1 protein-coding gene is annotated in these 2,847 nt (G+C 67.9%); it reads right to left on the reverse strand.

Going from position 1 to position 2,847, the window contains the following annotated elements:
• Positions 1-77: 77 nt before the first annotated feature.
• Positions 78-2,741, reverse strand: coding sequence for a GDSL-type esterase/lipase family protein (locus ACF1DX_RS37815; protein ID WP_391795679.1), 2,664 nt, complete (start codon positions 2,739-2,741; stop codon positions 78-80).
• Positions 2,742-2,847: the final 106 nt, after the last annotated feature.

Raw genomic sequence — 2,847 nt, forward strand, 5'->3', positions numbered from 1 at the left:
GGGTGGGTCTTATATCCTCTCTTTTGCGCGTGGGTTCTCCCCTGTTCGCGCCCCCACCACGGGACATCAGGGCCGGGCTACCGGTCACCCCCGTTGACCCCAACACCGACCGCGACGGGATTTCCCGTACCGTCCGGGTTCCTCAGGGTGGTGAGCGAACCGATGTCCACCGCGTCCGGCGCCGCGGTGCGAGCGCTCGGTGAGCGGTTCAGCGCGCTGCCGCCGGGGTTGGTCGGTGCGCTGCCGTCGGGATTGGGCGGGATGACGCAGTTGGACTTGTCGGACTCGAGGGAGCCGTTGACGGCCGTCACGCAGAACTCGTAGTTCCATACGCCCGGGAACAGGAAGCCGACGCCGTAGTGGGTGTCCTCGATGATGTTCTCGTCGGCCTTCGGCGGGGTGGTGCCGCCGTCCTTGATGTTGGAGACCCACAGCCGGTAGCCGGCCGCCGAGTTCGCGCCGTTCCAGTCCAGTTCCACCGTGGTGGGATCGATGGTGGTCACCCGCAGGCCGGTCGGGGCGGCCGGGATACCGCCGCCGACCATCACCGGACGGGCCAGTGCGGGCAGCCCGCCGCCGGCGGCGTTCCAGGTGGCCGCCGCGACGAGGTAGCGGTGGCCCGGTTTCAGCCCGTAGATCTGCACTCGGTTGCCGCGGAAGCCGGTGCCGGTGAGCCAGGCGCCGGGCGTGTCCTTGTCGAAGAGGATCACTTCGTACCGGTCGATGGTGGTGGGGTAGTCAGGTGGTGCGATTTCGAGCTCGATGCCGTCCTGGCCGATGGGCCGGCTGGCGAGGATCCGCGGCGGTGGTGCCGTCTTCGGGTGGGCGACCGCGCTGACCGTGTTGGACCATGGGCCCTTGACGTTGTCACCGCCGATGGTACGCACCTGGTACTCCCAGTGGATGCCGTCGACGGTCCAGGTGGTGTCGGCACGGTTACTGTTGACGCGGCCCTCGCCCCAGGTCGTCTGGCCAGCGATCCGTGACCGCACGTCGTAGCCGAACGCCCCGTACACCGGGTTCCAGGTGACAGTCACGCCCTGGGGGCTGGACTCGGCCTTCAGACCGGTCGGCACGGGTGTCGGTCGGACCGGCAGGTTCTCAGGCGGGAGGGGTATCGGGCCCCGGCCCAGGCCGTATCGGTCGTGCAGGGTCTGCTCGAAGGCGATGGCGAGCTGGTACTCGCCGAAGGCGTTGGGGTGCAGGCCGTCGTAAGCGGCCGGGCAGGAGGCGGGGGCGCAGGAGTACTTTTTCTGCCAGTCGACGACCTCCACCTGGGAGATGGATTTGCTCAACCGGGGGGCCGCGTTTGCGAGCAGCCGGTTGAAGTTGTCGGTCTTGGTGATCAGATCGTCCCGGCCGCCGATCTTCGACCGGTGCGGTACGGTGGCCACCCCGAAGTCGACCCCCGGCCGGGCCGCGCGGGCCTGGTCGATGATGGTCTCGACGCTGTCCAGGGTGCCGTTCTCGTCGCTGACGAACCAGCCCATGTCGTTGAAGCCGGCCGCGAGCAGGACAAGGTCCGGCTTGTAGGTCTCGACCTGTCGGCGGATGTCGTCCTTGATCTGTGCGGCCTGTCTGCCCCAGTGCGCGTAGTGGTCGCTGTCGAAGGCGACCCCGGCCGCGTAGCCACCGTCGACGCGGATGCCCTGGTCCGCCGGCTTCTCGCCGACGAAGGGCGGCGGTTTCGGCGGGGAGGGCTGGTCAGGGGTGAACGTGCCGTGGTAGAGACCGACGAAGTCGACCGAGATGTTGTTCTCCTGGAACCACTGCCACAACCGGTAGCGCCAGGTGTAGTCGCCCTCGTGGCCCTGGCTGATCGAGTCGCCGACCACCATCACCCGGATCGTCGAGGGCCAGGCGGTGGCTCGCTGGCCCTGGAGCAATCGTTCGATGGCCAACCTAACGCTCTGCGCGAAGTCGGGGGTGAACAGGTTGCTGATGTACTCCAACGGGGTCGACCACGAGCCGAGCCGGGTACTGATGTTCCGCGCGGTCTTCCCCACCGCTTCGACCACCCGGGCCATCCCCTCCGCGGCCCATGCCTTCAGGCTCTCGCGGGCCGCCGAGCCCAACCCGGCCACCGCGCTCGCCACGAATACGGCGATCGCCTCCTTCCAGACGTCCGCGTCGCCCAGCGACCGCCCGTCGAAGTAGGAGTTCAGCAGGTCACCGGTGAGCCCGGCCAGTCCGGCAGAGACGGCCGCGCAGATCGGTACGGCGAAAGGCGCGGCGGGGCCGAAGGAAAGTTCGCACACCTCAAGGGCCACCACCCACACCGCGTAGCCGACCGCGATGGCGATCATCTTCTGCCACCAGTTCGCCGAAGCGTTCACTTCGCCCGCGGGTATGACGATGACGAGGCTGTCGCCGACGACCTGGATACTGCCGTCGAACCGGACGTCGCTTTGCCGGTCGTAGAAGTCCACGTTGCTCTTCTGCGCCTGCAGGTCGAAGGACTCGCTGAGCGTGAGCCCTTTGTCCTTGTCGGCACGCACCGTGTCGACTATCTGCCGCATCTGCCGCTGCCACTCGTCCGGCCGCTGCGCGGTGTTGAAGTCGATGGCGGCCACCATGTCGGTGTCACTGTCCGCCAGCGGCCGCAGCGATCCCGCGTCGCGGGCGCATCCCATCCGCAACGCCGCCGTGCTCTCCGCGATCGACTGGCTGGCGAAGTTCGATCCAGCCGTGGCACACGCCTCTCCCGCCGCCTCGGCCGGTTCCGCCATCCCTGCCGTCATCAGCGTCACTGCTAACGAGTTGGTGCGTGATAGCGGGTGGGCATGCTCTGCTGGTGAAAGGCATGGTGGACCGTTCGGTTCTCACGCATCCGTTGTTCACGGGTGT

The sequence above is a fragment of the Streptomyces sp. NPDC014676 genome, from assembly GCF_043084105.1.
Classification (GTDB): Bacteria; Actinomycetota; Actinomycetes; order Streptomycetales; family Streptomycetaceae; genus Streptomyces.

Bases quoted from the DNA above. Each gene is read 5' to 3' on its own strand.
- ACF1DX_RS37815 (WP_391795679.1), bottom strand. From the start codon at position 2,741: ATGACGGCAGGGATGGCGGAACCGGCCGAGGCGGCGGGAGAGGCGTGT.